Annotated in this window: 10 protein-coding genes and 1 pseudogene; 8 read left to right on the top strand and 3 right to left on the bottom strand. The window is 54.3% G+C overall.

Annotated elements, in window-relative coordinates; translation table 11 throughout:
* The first annotated feature begins 335 nt into the window (after nucleotides 1-335).
* From LZ463_RS26245 to trmB, 3 genes are all read left to right on the top strand, one after another.
* Nucleotides 336-1484 (top strand): polymorphic toxin type 22 domain-containing protein, encoded by a 1149-nt coding sequence (locus LZ463_RS26245; RefSeq protein WP_241459278.1) that lies wholly within the window; start codon nucleotides 336-338, stop codon nucleotides 1482-1484.
* 9 nt (nucleotides 1485-1493) lie between these two features.
* Complete coding sequence (locus LZ463_RS26240; RefSeq protein ID WP_241459277.1) at nucleotides 1494-1964, top strand: hypothetical protein; 471 nt, start codon at nucleotides 1494-1496, stop codon at nucleotides 1962-1964.
* 439 nt (nucleotides 1965-2403) lie between these two features.
* Nucleotides 2404-3120 carry a tRNA (guanosine(46)-N7)-methyltransferase TrmB gene (trmB, locus tag LZ463_RS26235; protein ID WP_241459276.1) on the top strand — a complete coding sequence of 239 codons (717 nt, stop codon included), beginning with the start codon at nucleotides 2404-2406 and terminating at the stop codon, nucleotides 3118-3120.
* 47 nt (nucleotides 3121-3167) lie between these two features.
* Here trmB and LZ463_RS26230 read toward each other — a convergent pair whose 3' ends face one another.
* The 3 genes from LZ463_RS26230 to LZ463_RS26220 all read right to left on the bottom strand — a co-directional run bounded on the left by LZ463_RS26230 (nucleotide 3168) and on the right by LZ463_RS26220 (nucleotide 10666).
* A complete protein-coding gene (locus LZ463_RS26230; RefSeq protein WP_241459275.1) occupies nucleotides 3168-7019 on the bottom strand; it encodes a PAS domain S-box protein in 3852 nt (1283 codons plus the stop codon).
* Nucleotides 7020-7332: 313 nt separating this feature from the next.
* Nucleotides 7333-9870: a DEAD/DEAH box helicase gene (locus LZ463_RS26225; protein WP_241459274.1), complete on the bottom strand. Its 2538-nt coding sequence runs from the start codon at nucleotides 9868-9870 to the stop codon at nucleotides 7333-7335.
* A 10-nt stretch (nucleotides 9871-9880) separates the two neighbouring features.
* Entirely contained in the window at nucleotides 9881-10666 is a 786-nt protein-coding gene (locus LZ463_RS26220) for a fumarylacetoacetate hydrolase family protein (protein ID WP_241459273.1), read from the bottom strand.
* A gap of 188 nt (nucleotides 10667-10854) precedes the next feature.
* Here LZ463_RS26220 and LZ463_RS26215 point away from each other — a divergent pair, with 188 nt between their 5' ends.
* The 5 genes and pseudogenes from LZ463_RS26215 (at nucleotide 10855) to LZ463_RS26195 (ending at nucleotide 14570) form a co-directional block, all read left to right on the top strand.
* On the top strand, nucleotides 10855-11268 hold the full coding sequence (locus LZ463_RS26215) for a GntR family transcriptional regulator (RefSeq protein WP_241459272.1): 414 nt from the start codon (nucleotides 10855-10857) through the stop codon (nucleotides 11266-11268).
* 2 nt (nucleotides 11269-11270) lie between these two features.
* Nucleotides 11271-12158 (top strand): annotated as a pseudogene (locus tag LZ463_RS26210) (ABC transporter ATP-binding protein).
* 58 nt (nucleotides 12159-12216) lie between these two features.
* Nucleotides 12217-13656 carry a hypothetical protein gene (locus tag LZ463_RS26205; protein WP_241459271.1) on the top strand — a complete coding sequence of 480 codons (1440 nt, stop codon included), beginning with the start codon at nucleotides 12217-12219 and terminating at the stop codon, nucleotides 13654-13656.
* A 19-nt stretch (nucleotides 13657-13675) separates the two neighbouring features.
* Nucleotides 13676-13879, top strand: a complete 204-nt coding sequence (locus LZ463_RS26200) for a hypothetical protein (protein ID WP_241459270.1) — start codon at nucleotides 13676-13678, stop codon at nucleotides 13877-13879.
* A gap of 67 nt (nucleotides 13880-13946) precedes the next feature.
* Nucleotides 13947-14570 (top strand): helix-turn-helix domain-containing protein, encoded by a 624-nt coding sequence (locus tag LZ463_RS26195; RefSeq protein WP_241459269.1) that lies wholly within the window; start codon nucleotides 13947-13949, stop codon nucleotides 14568-14570.
* Nucleotides 14571-14591 lie beyond the last annotated feature (21 nt).

Raw genomic sequence — 14591 nt, 5'->3', positions numbered from 1 at the left:
TCGGAGTGCAATTGGTCAATGTAATGCGGCATGCTCGCGGCGGAAGACGCCAGAACAGTCAGTGCTGGAATTACTGCCATCGTCATGATTTCCAAGCGAGTCAGATCCCGCTGTTTTGCAGTAGTGCGACTGTGCCGGATGTCGATATGATGTCTGGTTTGCAGGCTGACGATTTTCAACAGTCAGCGTAGTCGCCTCTATTTGAATTCCAAACTTAAAAAAAACATGTCGTCAGGCAGGACGACTCGCGCCCGCTTCGCTGGCGCACAGAAAAACCATTTTAACGATTTGTTGCAAGCACAAGCATTTGCAGCAATCAAACTCAAGAGGAAAACATGAATCTATACAGGAATTTTAATGATGATGGACGGGGATTGTATGACCCATACCAGGACGATTTGAAGCTCTATGGCGATAATGATTACCTGGATGACATGCGTAAGCTCAAGCTGGAATCCGGCATGTTGCCAGGGTATGCAGTCGCACAGCGGGACTTTGGGTACGGATCTGCAGTCACTAACAACGATAATGCAGCGACGTTCATTGACATACCAGGTCGTGGCGCAATAGATGACGATCACGATTTGGCAAAATCCAATTTCTTGCGAGCAGAAAAATCAGATTACCTCAATGATGATTTGAATTCTTACAATCTTAAGGAGACAAGGGATGAAATTGACGAAAAAAGATTACGAGCTCAGCAAAGTTCTTTCGGCCTTAACGGCGGGATGCAATCGGGGCGTAGCGCGGTGTTAAAAAAGATGTCGAACTTTCAGCAATCAAGTAGTACGGATGCGCCAATTGGGCCCTGGCCACCAGAACAATTTTTTTCCAGAGCCGATCAATTGGCCAAGGCTGCTGAATGGGCGCGTTCTCGGGGAGATATAGCCGCAAGCGACGCGTACCAGAAAGAAGCCAACTCAATCTGGTATGCCGGAAATGCAGAGAAATTGCGTTTGTTTAACCAGAAGGCAGATGCTCTATTTGCAGACAGAAATAGTAAAGTTCCTGCCAATCCATTTTATCCAGGCTGGAATACGGGAGATTATTCCGCAGGATTTGAACAGCCAGGTATTCCACGGCCAAATTATGTCACTGCTAGCGGAGGCGGATTTGGTCTGGGAGGGAGTGGTACGGTCAATCTGGATAGTGGTCACACTTATACTGGTGCCGCAGGAAATGTGCCCGTGACGCCAGGCGGATCTCTTGTGTGGGGATATATTCTGGGAAATACCTCAGCAGATGATCTTAAAAAGAGAGTGGATGTGACAAACCAGTTTCTTGATGGATCAAGTTTTCAAATGGGAGGCAGTCTATTTGGAATTTACGGAGGAATTAATCACGCGTTTGGAGGACCTACTGCGATTGAGTTGGGATTTGGAACACCAGGGTTCAGCAAAAGAGCGAAACCAGGTGTGAGTGGGGGAGTGGGCATTTCTCGTCCAACTGGTAGACTATCGAATATTGGTAGATATCAAGAATAGGTAGAATCGATGATGCTGACAAAGCAGGGCATATGGGCGCGTTATAAGGTATATGTGATTGCATTATTGATTTGCGTGTGGGGCGCGCTGTTTTTTACCGCGATGTCAAGAAATCCAGGTTCTGGTGAAACACAGAGGCAGTTGGTGATGATGAAAAGCGACATGGATGCATTGATTTCGCACGGGGGAAAAGTCTTAAACGTTTATGAAAATGCAAAATATGGTGGCGCAATACTTTTGCTGACATTGCATGATGAGGGATGGAGTGATAATTTAGTTCAGATGTATGAAGAGACTCTATTAAAAAGAGATTGGAAAAGATTGCCTGGCCTGTCAAGAGCATTTTGTAAAAACAATGCAGAGGCAAGGATAGTGACAAATTCCGGCATGAAAGATGGGCATGGAGTGAATTCTTTGGCCATGAACTTTGATGCAGCAACTATAACAAAATGCAATGTATTCTCACCTGCTGGAAAGTAAGCCGCCAGACAGACGAGAGTATCTCAGCCTGCCTCATGGATGGGGAATAGGGTCGCAGGCTGATTTTACTGTCTGTCGAGCAGTTCTGTATCCGGGGCTGGTGGAGGTGCCTGCATCAGGATGGCAGTTATTGTCTTTGTTTGTAATGTCAATTTAATATCGTACAAGCTTATACATGCTCTGGCTTGTCTGGCCAGAATGCGCGGGCAAGGCATTCTGCGATGACTGCCTGCTACTGGCGGCTGTTTTCAATGATGTTAAGTACTGCTTTCATCTGTTAAAATACCGTTTTTTGCGAAACAGCTCAACCTGCCAAAGGCGGCAGAAGTGACTTTGATGTCACGACGGGTTTTGCCAATGATTGGTGGTGATGCATTGACCCTGAAGTCGTTGGCTTTTATTTCGCGCCTGTAACTCCCCCTCTTTGTTGATTTCCTGTATGTCTGATTCCAAACCTGCCGATGGCGCCAAGCCGCTGTTTTATGATCCTACCGAGCGCCGCATCCGTAGCTTTGTCACCCGCGCTGGGCGCTTGTCTGATGCACAGGCCAGGGCGATAGAAACTTTAAGCCCGCGCTTTTGTATTCCTTACCAAAAAACGCTGCTGGATGTGGATGCTGCGTTTGGCCGCAACGCACCGACAGTGTTTGAAATTGGTTTTGGCATGGGCGAAACCAGCGCCAAGATTTCGGCCGGCATGCCGGAGAAAAACTTCATTGGTGTGGAAGTACATACGCCTGGTGTGGGCAGCCTGCTCAAATTGACGGATGAAATGGGTTTGCAGAACCAGCGCATCATCCAGCATGATGCTTTTGAAGTGCTGACGAATATGATCGCACCTGTGTCTTTGCATGGCATACACGTGTTTTTCCCCGACCCCTGGCACAAGGCCCGTCATAACAAGCGCCGCCTGATACAAGGCCCGCTGGTGGCCTTGCTGGCCTCGCGTCTGGCACCTGGTGGTTACCTGCATTGTGCAACTGACTGGGAAGACTATGCGGTGCAGATGCTGGAAGTATTGGGTGCAGAGCCAGCACTGGAAAATACGGCAGACGGCTACGCGCCCCGCCCCGATTACCGCCCTGTCACCAAATTTGAAAACCGTGGCCTGCGCCTGGGCCATGGTGTGTGGGACCTGGTGTTCCGTAAAAAGTAAAACCGGTCGTCTGTGAAATGCGCGGACTGACTCCGTTGTCGGCGCAGTCAGCGCAAGACTTGCAAAGCGGGCTTGCCGCGCAGGTCGCGCCAGCGCGCTTCTGTTTTCCAGCATGCTGACCACTCGATGAACTGGTCAGGCGGCATGGGGCGGGCGATGCCATAACCCTGGGCCAGCCGGCAGCCGAGCTCCAGCAATTTGGCGCCATGTTCCATGGTTTCCACTCCTTCGGCAATGACCTGGCGGTTAAAGGCACCGGCCAGGCGTATCACGCCTTCGACGATGTCCATGTCTTCGACGTCATTGAGCATGTCGCGTACAAAGCTTTGATCTATCTTCAGGGTATTGACCGGCAGTTTGCGCAGATAGGTCAGGGAAGAATAGCCTGTACCAAAGTCATCCAATGAGAAATGGATGCCCATCTGGCGGCAGCGGTTGAGTATGGTGACAGCCTGCTCCATATCGGCAATGGCGGCGGTTTCCAGCACTTCCAGTTCAAAATTGCTGGCCTGGAAGTAGGGAAACGCACGCAGTGCAGCCTGCAGGTAATCGCAAAAATCAGTGGCAAGCAGGTGATGGGCGCTGATATTGGCGCTGACACGGATGGCGATACCACGCAGCTGCCAGTGATAAGCCTGTTGCAACGCAGCCTTGATGACCCATTCGCCCAGTGGTTTTTCCATGCGGCTGCCGTAGATATAGGGCAGGAATTCTGCAGGTGACAGTATGCCTCGATTGGGGTGCTGCCAGCGTATCAGTGCTTCAGCACCGATGATTTCGCCGGTGATGAGATCCACCTTGGGCTGGTAGAACAGCACAAACTCTTCATGGTCCAGTGCGATTTCCAGTCTTTCCAGGGTTTGCCGGCGGTGCTGGGCGCGCCGGTCGCTCTCGGGGTCGAACAGGTGATAGCGGTTCTTGCCGGCTTCTTTTGCCATGTACATGGCATGGTCAGCGTGGCGCAGCAGGGTGTCGGCGTCGACATTGTCATCGGGGAAGAGGCTTACGCCTATGCTGGCCGTGACAGATAAGGTCATGGCTTCCAGCAGTACAGGTTTATTGACGCCGAACAGCACGCGATCAAGTATCGCCGCGCTTTCTTCTGCGGAATTGATATCGGACAGCAGGATGGCAAATTCGTCGCCGCCCAGCCTGGCCAGGGTGTCGTCGGCGCGCAGTACATGCTTGAGGTTTTCAGTGATACCGATCAGTAGCCGGTCGCCGGCGGCATGGCCATATTTATCATTGATTTCCTTGAAACCGTCGAGGTCGATAAAGCATACCGCTAGTGACTTGCCGGTACGGTTGGCGCGGTTGACTGCCTGGCTCAGCCGGTCTGCCAGCAGACGGCGGTTGGCTGCGCCAGTCAGTGGGTCATAGTGCGCCATGCGGTCGAGCTCTGCCTCGTGCGTCTTTAGTTCGCTGATATCGGTGAATATACCTACGTAATGCAGGATTTCACCGCGGGCATCGCGCACGGTGGAAATGGACAGGAGTTCAGGAAAGATTTCATCGTTCTTGCGCTTGTTCCATACTTCGCCACGCCAGAAATCATCTTCCCGCAATTGCTCCCACATCTCTGCATAAAAGCTGACGTTATGGCGGCCAGAGGCCAGAATTTTCGTTGATTTCCCGCAGACTTCTTTCTCGGTATAGCCGGTGATGCGGGTGAAGGCCGGGTTGATCTTGGTGATCAGGCCCTGGGGGCTGACCACCATGATGCCTTCAAAACTGCTGGAAAACACCGTGGCGGCTTCCTTCTGCGTTATTTCCAGGGTCTTGCGTTCGGTGATGTCAGTGTGGGTGCCGGACATGATGAGCGGTTTGCCATGTTCGTCCCAGGCAACGATTGCGCCACGTGTCAGAACCCAGCGCCATTCGCCGGACTTGGTGCGCAGGCGCATTTCCTGTTCATGACTTGCTGTCAGCCCCTGTATGTGACGGTCCAATGAAGCGGAAACCTGCTTGAGGTCGTCGGGGTGGATGTGATCTGCCCAGGTTTCCGGCCGCACATCCATTTCACCCGGCTCATAGCCCAGCATGGTTTCCCAGCGGGCGCTGACCTTGAATGTATCAGTACTCAGATCCCAGTCCCAATAGCCAACGTCAGAACCGAGCATGACACGTTCCAGCCTTTGCTCTCTTTCCAGCAGTTCGGCGGAGATCAGTTTTTTCTCGGTGATGTCGGCAATTGTTCCAATTGCTCGCAGGGGGGTGCCCTGTGCATCGCGGCTGACGATCTTGCCGCGCGAGTGCATCCATTTTGTCTCGCCCTGTTTGGTCCGCAGACGGAATTCATAATCGATATTGGGGGTCAGTTGTAATTTGTGGTTTTCAATGTTCTGCAAGGCCACAGGCAGGTCGTCGGGATGGATGATGCGGTTGAAAAAGTCAAAGTCCTTGCTGGTTTCACTTTCTGCGTAGCCGCTCATTTCGTAGTAATGGTGTGAGCGATATACCTTGTCTGTCGTCAGGTCCCAGTCCCACAAGCCCTCGCTGGAGGCTTCAATGGCCATTTGCAGGCGCTCTTCGCTGGCCTGCAACTGCATTGCTGCGTTCTTGCGTTCGGTAATATCCTGCACGCTGCCATGCAGTTTGATCAGCTTGCCCTCTTCATCCTGCAAGGCTTCGCCACGGGCGATGATCCAGCGATGGCTGCCGTCAGGCCTGACCACCTCGGCATCGCAGGTGTAAGGAGAAAATGTCTTTATCGCCTGGTCAACTACGGCCGCAAGTTTTTCCCAACTCTCGGGTGTGAAGTATTGCTTTACTTCAGGATAGGCAGCAGGCGGCAGGGCAGGGTCCCGGCCATAGATCAGGTAGATTTCTTCTGACCAGGTATGTATGCCGGTGCGTATATCCCAGTTCCAGCTGCCGACGTTGGCCAGGCGCTGAGCGACCTTCATCGCTGCTTCACTTTCCTGCAGGGCTGCCTCGGCCACCTGACGTTCTGTGATATCGCGCGAAATACTGAACATACCTTGCACATGATTATCCTTATCAACCAGGGGGCCTTTGGTCACCAGGAAAACCAGATTGCGGCCATCGAAGGTTTCTATGTGTTCGTCATGTGTCTGCATCTGGCCGCTGGAGATGATGGCCCGGTCAGTCTGCTGTATCCTGTGCGCTGATGACGGCGGGAACAGTGCGGCATCGTCATGACCGATGATTTGTTCGATGGGTTTGTTAGCGAATCTGACCGCTGCTTCATTGGCCAGCACATAGCGCCCGGCCAGGTCTTTGACGACGATGGCGTCAGAGGTGCTGCTGATAATCGCGTCAAGCAGGTTGCGGCTGTTTTGCACCCGGATCATCGATTGCCGCAACGCCTCACTCAGGATGCTGACAGCGACACCGTCGACAATCAAAAAACCGATCTGCAAAATATCCTGATTATTTTTGATGAAGAAACTATACAAAGGCGGGATCACCAGATAGGACAGTCCAAGCACGGCCACCAGCGTTGACAGCAGTCCAGGCCCCAGGCCACCGAGCATGGCGCTGATCGCGATGGGCAACACAAACATGATCAGCATGGGACGGTTATCAAATGCCGGCGCCATGGCCTGACGTAAAAACAACACAGACAAGGGAAGGACGATGGCCGCCACATACACCGGCCAGCGTACTTTGGTGTATGGCAGGAAGGCGTCGAGCAGGGAGTTGCTCAATATATCGCGCTTGCCGGAATCTTGTGGCGGCACCGCCCTCAGGGCGATAAAAAACAGGGTGGCGCTGGTCAGGACAAAAAACACGCCTTTGATCGTTGACAGCCAGGCAATAGCTTGCTTATCGGCAAGGCTGGTCAGCAGGCTGTCTGATAGCAATATCCAGGTCAACGCAAACAGCAGGTACATCGCCGTGACGATTGCGATATAACGATTGCGAGGTGTTGTCATGTCAGATAACCCTGTGTCAGATTCGTGGCGGACTTGATTATTGCCGCTTACTGTACGATCGCATGAATGTCTGCTTTACTCAGATGAAAGAAAATACAAGCCATTCACCCTGGTTTCATGCAGGCAAGCAGTCAAGCAGTCATGATATTTCTTTTCGGCAATAAAAAGACTACCATGTTCGTATCTATATCTCTACCAAGATGTGCTATCTATGTTTTTTTGTCAATGAACAGAAGAAACAAATTAACAAAATTAATAGAAATTTACATCATTTATTGTGCTGTGTATTGTGCTGTGTAGCAGCGTGTCTGACTTATGCGACAGGCAGGCATGTGCTTGGTAGGGCCAGTGGGGCCAGCAGGGCTTGCAGGTCGGCATTGCTGAATTTGCTGGCCAAGGCGGTGTCACTACCCAATACGCCTTCGGCCAGCGCAGACTTGCGTGCCTGCAACTGCAGGATGCGTTCTTCTATGCTGCCTTCTATCAATAATTTGTAGATGAAGACAGCCTTGTCCTGCCCTATGCGGTGGGCGCGGGCATTGGCTTGCTCTTCCACTGCCGGGTTCCACCAGGGGTCAGTGTGGATGACGGTGTCGGCAGCAGTCAGGTTCAGGCCTACACCGCCGGCTTTCAGGCTGATCAGCATGATTGGCGCATCACCACTCTGGAATTGCCTGACCACCTTGCCGCGTTGAGCGGCCGGGGTTTTGCCGGTCAGCATCAGGTAGGGCAGATCAAGCTCGTCCAGGCAGGCGGCGATCAGTTCCAGCATTTCCGTGAATTGCGAAAACACCAGCACACGGCGTCCTTCTGCCACCAGCGGCGGCAACATGTCTGCCAGCATGTCAAGCTTGGCCCTTTCCATGTCGGGCGGGGTTTGCTTGCCTTTGAGTAAGTGCGGGTCGCAGCAGACCTGGCGCAGTTTCAGCAAGGCATCGAGTATGCTGATCTGCGCACCGTCAAAACCCTTGCGCTGCAGGATGCGGCGTACCTGCTCATCGGCGGCGACACGCACGCTTTCATACAATTCACGCTGTTTACCTTGCAGGCGCAAGCGCTTGATGACTTCGGTGCGTGGTGGCAACTCGCTGGCTACGTCATCCTTGCGCCGCCGCAGGATGAAGGGGCGTACTTTTTGCGCCAGTAATTGCGCCCGCAGGGTTTCCCCATTGACTTCGATGGGTTTGCGCCACAGCCGTGCAAAGCTGCGCATGTCACCCAGAAAGCCCGGCATCAGAAAATCAAACTGCGTCCACAATTCACCGAGATTGTTTTCCAGCGGCGTGCCTGTCATGCAGAGCCTGTGTCTGGCTTGTATGCGGCGCACGGCATCGGCGCTGCGGCTCGCTGCATTCTTGACGGTCTGCGCCTCATCCAGGATCAACATGTGGAACTGCCGTGCCGCCAGCACATCGAGGTCGCGCCACAACAAGGGGTAACTGGTCAGCACCATATCGGCTTGTGCAATCGCCGCAAACAGGTCGGCCCGGTCCGGCCCTTGCAGGCTCAGCAGGTGCAGCTCAGGTGTGATGCGTTGGGCTTCAGCCTGCCAGTTGAACAGCAGAGAAGTCGGCAGCACGATCAGGGCGGGTCTGTCGAGCCGGCCTTGCTGCTTTTCTATCAGCAGATGGGTGAGGACTTGCGCGGTCTTGCCCAGGCCCATGTCGTCGGCCAGTATGCCGGCCAGGTGTTGCTCACGCAAGTATTGCAGCCAGGCCACGCCATGCAGCTGGTAGGGACGCAAGCTGATGCCCAGGCCTGCCGGTGCGGCATTGGCGCGCGGTTCACCAGCTGCCTGCAAACGTTTTGCCAGCTGACGCAGACCGGCGTCGCCCTGCAATTGCCAGCCACCATGTACACCGGCACGTGTCGCCTGGGTGTCAAGCAGGCTCAGGCGTAATGCTTCTAGCCGGTGGTTGTCCCAGCCGGACAATGGTATCGGGCTGGCGGTTTCCGGCCTGTCGGTCAGCATGTCGAGCATGTGCATAACGATGGCTTTCAGCGGCGCTGCCAGCGCATCAATACGCCTGCCGCCAGGGGCGCGCAACTGTATCACGGCCATGTCGTCAATCTGCCTGACCTGCCTGGCATTGAGCCAGCGCGCGTCGCGCTTGAGCAGGTTGGCCAGCATGGGCACCAGGTCCAGCATCTCGCCTTCGATTTCTATGCCCAGGCTCAACATCCATGAGCCTTCACGCGCGGGCAGGCCCAGCGGCTGTATGATTTCTTCTCGACCGCGCATGCGTGCTGCCACCTGACGGCCCAGGATTTCACCACTGTCTTCGGCAATGATCAGATGCCAGGCATCGACAGGCACGCTCTCATGGGCAAAGCCGGGCCGCACCACGATCTGCCAGCCGAGCTGCTGCAAGAGCGGTAACTGATCAGCCCAGAAATCGGCAAAAAATCCTTCTTGCACCAGGCTCCATAAAGGGCCGAAACTGGCTGCATTATCGGCTGTGCGCCATTGCAGGCTCGCAGCAGGCAAGGGTTGCAGACTGATGTCCCAGACCTTGTCGAGGGCATCGGCTTCGGCCCCCAGGTCACGCAAGAGGCTGACGGGTTTGCCCTGTGCATCATGCAGCAACTGGGTGGAATGCGGGCGGCGGTTGAGCAGTGCCGTTGGGGCCGGAGTCTGCCAGCGCAGGCCGCATTCCGTTTGATAAAGCCAGTCTATCTCGGCCACGGTGACGCTGCCGCCGCGTGGCCCGAAATCACCACTCGGTTTCATGCCAAGCAAACCGTCGCCTCGGTGGAGGGTTTGCAAGGTGATGCGCGGACTGAACAGGCCCACAACTTCTGGCAGACCGCGCGGCGCCGGTGCTGGTGGCGTGATGGATATGACTGTCATTGCCGCGATCTTATCTGCTTTCAAATCCGGCCCGTATCTTGCCCAGATGACCGAAGCTGACTTCTACCGGAGTATGGATATTGACCTCTGGGCTGCCGGCAAACGAACCGGTAATAATAGCCTGACCAGCCTCCAGCCCCATGCCCTGGCTGCGCAAAAACTCAGCCAGCCAATACAGGGGCAGACGTGGATTGCCGGCGGGGTGCCAGCCTGTGGATTTGACGGTCACCTGATCCTGTGCAAGCTCAATGGGCACACCATCGGCGATGTCTGCCGTGTCATCAAAGACCGGGCCCAGTAACAAACCCTGATTGAACAAGCCATCTGCCAGGTGCTCGAGGAAACTGCGCTGTTCAGGCTGTGCATAGCGTGTATCAATCAGTTCCAGCGCAAGGCGGGTGCAGGCTACGGCGTCGTCCACTTCGGCAATGGTGTAGGGCGTCAGGCGCGCAGGCAGGCTCCGTGCCATCACATAGGCAAATTCGGGCTCTATTTTCAGCTTGCCGTTTCTGCTGAAGACGGGATGAAGGTGGTGGCTGTCTGCATCATGCACAGTTTCTGCATAAATGGGGGCCAGCACCCATTTGTCTTCGGCCGGCATGCCGCATTTCCATGCAGCGATTTTTTGTGGATTCAGACGGCTCAGTTCGCACTGGATGGCAAACGCTGCCGGCAATGACGTGGGACGGCAACGGTCAGGCAAGCCAGACCCCTGGGTGCCGTTGATGCGACGCTGCCACAGCATTGCGGCGGCATGTTGCACGGCTGCGCTTTCTTCGCTGATATTTGTTTGCATGCTCTTTCAATAGTCCCCGACTTGTCATGACGCCTGTTGCCAGTATTTTATCCTGTGTTGCAAAAAACGGGTCCCGCAGATTTTTTGACAAAAAGCTTGTTATCGTAATTTTAGTGTATTACTATATTAATACACGTTGCGTTAAGTGTATTAGTTGACCAAAAGGAGGTAACGATGGAATGCATACGATGAGTCCACCGGAAAATCAGCGGCAATTGAGTCCCGATCTTTTCCAGGTCAATACCGGGACCAGTGAGCCTATTTACCGGCAACTGATAGAGCAGCTGCGCCGCTTGCTGGCCGGCCGGCAGGTTGCAGCGGGCGACGCCATGCCATCGGTACGTGAAGTCGCCAGTGCCCTGGGCGTGAACCCCATGACGGTGTCCAAGGCCTACAGCATGCTTGAAGCAGAGGGCTTGCTGGTAAGACGCCGCGGACTGGGTATGGAGGTCGCCTCCCAGGCGCAAGGCAGTTCTGATCTGGAGAGCCGGCTGGAGTTGTTGCGTCCGGGCCTGGAACGCATCGCGCTCGAAGCGCGCCAGCTGGAATTGGAACCCAGGGCAGTGATCACACTGCTGACCAGTATTCTTAAAGGAAAATAAGCATGCAAACGCAATCAGCAACACAAGTCCCTGTACACATTACTGGCCTGAACAAGTCTTTTGATGGACAGTCAGTACTTAAGGACTTGAACTGGCAAATCACCCCCGGCAGCATTGTCGGCCTCTTGGGCCGCAATGGGGCGGGCAAGTCGACATTGATAGAGTGCCTGCTGGGTTTGCGCGACATAGATGGTGGTACGACTGTCATGTATGGTGAAGTAGCGGGCAAGCTCAGCGTGCAGACACGTGAAAAAATCGGTTATGTGCCACAACGCAGCGAACTGTTTGACTAGCTGACGGCCAGACAGATGCTGGCTTATTTCCGTCATCTGTACCCACGCTGGAATGATGGCAAGGTGCATGCACTCATGCAGGCCTGGGAACTGCCGTTCGACAAAGCCATCAGCAAACTGTCGGTAGGACAAAAGCAGCGATTGTCCATCATCCGCGCTCTGGCGCATGAACCTGAATTGCTGATCCTGGATGAGCCGGTATCGAGCCTGGACCCGGCAGGACGTCGCGCATTCCTGTGCGAGCTGATCGACAACGTTATCGAAAAACAGACAACCATTGTCTTCTCCACCCACATCCTGTCTGACCTGGAAAGGGTTGCCATGGATGTCGCCTTCCTGAACCAGGGCCGCATCACCCATCAGCAAGCGCTTGATGAAATGATGGACAGTACGGTACGTGTCAGCGCCAGGCCAGAAGTGCTGAATCAATTGCAGCCGGTGAAAACCCTGCACCGTCCGGCACAAAAGAACTCTGCCGACAAACACAAGATGCTGGCGCAATTCAGTGAAGAACAATTGCATCAGTTACAGGAGCGCCAGGACCTGCGTCTGGAAAAACTGGGGCTGGAAGATCTGTTCATAGAAATGACCGAGTGATTTTGCTTACACCTGTTCTACAGATACCTGTATCAGCTTTGCAGTCGAGGACACTGAGATGATAAAAACAATTTTTGATATATGGATGCAGCCGATTTTTGCGCGCATTAATTCGGCCAGCCGTAAAAGCCTGTGGATAGCACTGAGTCTGGTGCTGTTGACACCGCCTGCGATCTTTCTACCCATCATGGCAATCAAGAACCAGTGGGACAAATTGCCGCTGGCGCTGGTCATTGGTCTGGCCGCTTCACTGAGTTTGTTGCTGCTTGTCTGGTTCGTGACACTGGTGCCCATGATGCTCTTGCAGCATTCCCCCGCCAACGCCGGGCTGGTGCCTGGTATCAAATCACGCATGCTTGCTGCCCTGGCCTTGCCCTGCGTACTATTGCCTCTGGCAATAGCCTTTGCCTTCAGTTTTGGCAATGACGGTTTTTCTGCCAGGACCTGGTTTTTGAGTGTGCTGGTATTGCTTGCCTATGTTGCTTCGCTGCGCAGCAAATGGCTGTTGACGCTGCTGGCATTGTTCCTGCCTGCCAGCCCGATGGTGGACGAATATCTGAAGTGGCAGAGTCTGGCTTTGTGGACTTCGCCTGTTCTGGTTGCCATGCTGGGCCTGGCCCTGATTGCGGCCGTGTTGTCATGGGCGTTTGGTTTGCATGGCGATGCTCATTTCGAACATCAGAAAGCCCTGCACAAGATGCGCGGCCAGCTCAGCGGTGACAACATGCAGCCAGGGCAAAAGATCTGGCAAGGTTTTAATCTGTACAATTATTTTTGGCGGCGTGGTATGGCGGTGGCAGAAAAATCGCGGGATCAGCTCGCCGGATTGCTGCCTTTTGCCCTTGGTCCGCAGGTGCACTGGCTGAACAGTTTTCTGATGGTCGGCGTCATGATACCGGTTCTGATCCTGTACTTTCTGTTCTTCCTGGATCAGAAAGGGAAGGGTGGCGCAGATGACCAGAGCATGCCTTATTTTGTGACCTTGATGGCTTTTCTCATGCTGCCATTCATTTTCGTCAGTACCACCAGGGCTTCGCTTTATCAGACCAGGGTAGAACAGGCCCTGTTATGCCTGGTGCCGGTCTTGCCAGATCCGCAGCAGCAGACGCGCACGCTGATGTCTTTTTTGTTGCGTCAGTTCCTCGGTTTGTGGCTGGCAACGCTGGCAGTGACTGTTGCTGTGCTGTACTGGTCGCCATTCAGCAGCCAGATGACGGGAAATTGCCTGATCGCCTGTTTTTGCCTCTTGCCTTTGGCGGTGATGATACTCAAGAACAGTGCTGCCATGAAGAGTCAATATGAAACGGCCCTGCTGACGGCATTCTGTCTGCCACTGGTGCTGGCCCTGTTGTTGATAGGCCTGCATATCAATTATCCGCAGTTCACGGCAGGGATGATCTGCGGCGGCTTGCTTGCGGGAACGGTCCTGGTGGCGCAGTGGCGTTGGCAGCGGCTGGTGCGGGCAACAGCGGTCTTTCCTGCTGGTCGTGCCGTCTGAGCGCAGGACGAAGATTGTCATGCGTCCGCTTATTTTTGGCCTGGCAGTGTTGCTGCTGGTGCTATTGCAATTGCCGGCGCAGACAAGGCCGTCATCCGTTTTGTCTGTCTGCGCCAAAGGTAATGCCAGGCAGTCATTGCTGGTTTGCCTGTACGGGCAATTGAGAGAATCCCGGCCTGGCGGGCTGCGATCATACTTTAGTATGGGGCACGAAAGCCCGTAAATGGCCTATATTCACCACATCAACCTGCTGACGATGTCAGCCTACAAAATGCGGGATGAATATGACCATGGAAACTCAAATACTGGCAGTACAGGAAATTCAGGCAATTCAGGCAGCCCAGCCAATACAGGTGCCACGAACAACAGAAAAAGAAGATGCGCGCAGCCTGAGTGCGCTGGAGCAATATGAACGGCGACGCCAGGTTGTGCTGGCGCATCAGTGTGGTACCAAGAAGGTACATATCGCCCGTGACCTGGGACTCAGCTACACGGCAGTCTGCATGATCATCGCCCGTTACCAGGCCGAGGGGGCAGATGCCATCCTGCCACACAGGCGTGGTCGCCGCGCCGGTGAAGGGCGCTCCCTCAGCCAGGAACAGGAAGCGCAGATACAGGACCTGATACGTGAAAAGACGCCGCAAGAGTTGAACCTCGATTTCCCTGAGTGGAGTCGTCCGGCCGTAGCCCAACTGATCAACGAACAGATCGGCGTGCGCATACATATACGTTCGGTGACGAATTACTTGCGTCGCTGGAATATTGTGGTGGAACGCGCAGAACCGCGCACACTGGCTGTGCGGCGCATTCCGCAGAAGATACTGACTGTCCCGACACTGCCATCAGTGCCGATGTCAGCAGTGCCGATGTCGACAGTGCCAATGGCTAGGGAAGTGGCGCTGGAATATCGCTGATGCAGTGACGCTGTCTGTGGT

Origin of the sequence: Undibacterium paludis, from assembly GCF_022568815.1 — a bacterium.
In the GTDB taxonomy this organism is placed as follows: Bacteria; Pseudomonadota; Gammaproteobacteria; order Burkholderiales; family Burkholderiaceae_D; genus Undibacterium.
This window is presented reverse-complemented; position numbering and strand designations above follow the sequence as displayed.